Source organism: Stenotrophomonas sp. 05L44_2 (genome assembly GCF_056665995.1).
This window is the reverse complement of sequence record NZ_JBFTNR010000903.1, coordinates 1-1,400: the sequence shown is the minus strand read 5'-3', so window position 1 is coordinate 1,400 and position 1,400 is coordinate 1. Positions and strand designations below refer to the sequence as shown.

The window sequence follows — 1,400 nt, the reverse complement described above, 5'->3', positions numbered from 1 at the left end:
GCGAGAAGTCGAAGCTGAAGAGCATCTGGTTCATGAACGCCGGCGCCGGGCCCAGCGCCAGGCAGTCGCGGATCCAGACGGTGAACAGGGCAACACTGTCGCGGCCGATCTGCACGCCCTTGGGGTCGCCAGTGCTGCCGGAGGTGAACATGATGTAGGCCAGGTCCGGCACCGCCAGCGCTCGTGGCGCATCGGCACCAGGCAGGAACGCATCGACGGCCGCATCGTAGATCGCACGCGCATGCACCAGCGTGGTGATGCGCTGCAGGCGGGCTGGCGGGTTGATGGTGTCCACCGGTACGTAGGTCACACCCAGGCAGAGGCAGCCGAGCATGGCCACCACGAAGGCCGATTCCTTGTGCCCGGAGATCACCAATGCGTCACCGTGCACCAGGCCGGCAGCACGCGCACGGTCGATCCACTGCTGGGTGGCACGATGCAGCCCGGCCCAATCAAGTACCCCATCGGCCGCGTGCAGGGCGGGAGCCTGCGTGGCGACATCCAGGTCGGCGAATCGGCATTGGTCGAAATCGAAGTACATCGTGCTACCTCCGGTGCCCGCGGGCGATCAGCTGGGGCGGTGCTCGGCCACGTAGTCGGCCAGCACCTGCACCGAATCAACCAGGGCGTCGATTTCATCCACCGGCAGGGTGACGCCAAGACGGTCCTTGACCTCGACCATCAGTTGCACCTTGGACATCGAATCGAAGAACGATTCCATGTATTCGTCCGGCTGCACGCGGGTACCAATCACCGCCTCGACGATATCGATGAGCTGGTTCTGGATTGTCTGCTTGTCCATGTTGGAATCCACCTTGTCAGAACTGGAAGTAAAGGAAACGGGTTTCTTTGTGCAGGTTCAGCAGGCACAACGTCAGCAGCACCAGCATCACCAGCAGCCAGGCCCAGTTGGGCTGCCAGCGCATCCACGCGCGCGGTGCCGGGCTCGGTTTTGCCAGCGCGGGAGAGTACACACCCATGATCTGGTGCGCGTTCGGTGCCAGCCAGACAATGGCCAGTGCCAGCAGGATGTACAGCAGCTGCAGGTGATGGCCCAGCAGCAGGCGCGCACCGTCGGCCAGGCCCATGCCCGCGACATGGCCCAGGTTCTCCATGCTTTCCCAACCGCGCACGCCGAACATGCCCTGCACCAGCTGCCACGCATCGTGCACGCCATCGGCGCGGAAGAACGCTTGCGCCACCAGCACCGCGCCGAAGGTCAGCAGCAGGTAACCGGCGTGCTGGAACGGATTGAGTTTTCGCATCGCGGCCGGCTTGCGACCGCCGACAAAGACCCGCCACGCATGGTTGATGACCAGATAGGTGGCATGCAGCAGGCCGAAGATCAGGAACTGCATGCCGGCGCCATGCCAAATGCCGGCCAGGCCCATCGCCCACAC

At 64.1% G+C, this 1,400-nt stretch carries 2 protein-coding genes and 1 pseudogene; all 3 read right to left on the bottom strand.

What is annotated here, in order from left to right; genetic code table 11:
• A partial coding sequence (locus tag AC1VAN_RS21830) for an AMP-binding protein (RefSeq protein WP_480986744.1) occupies positions 1-541 on the bottom strand: 541 nt, incomplete at its 3' end.
• A gap of 27 nt (positions 542-568) precedes the next feature.
• On the bottom strand, positions 569-802 hold the full coding sequence (locus AC1VAN_RS21825) for an acyl carrier protein (protein WP_032978935.1): 234 nt from the start codon (positions 800-802) through the stop codon (positions 569-571).
• 16 nt (positions 803-818) lie between these two features.
• Positions 819-1,400, bottom strand: a pseudogene (locus tag AC1VAN_RS21820) (MBOAT family O-acyltransferase); the annotation flags it as partial.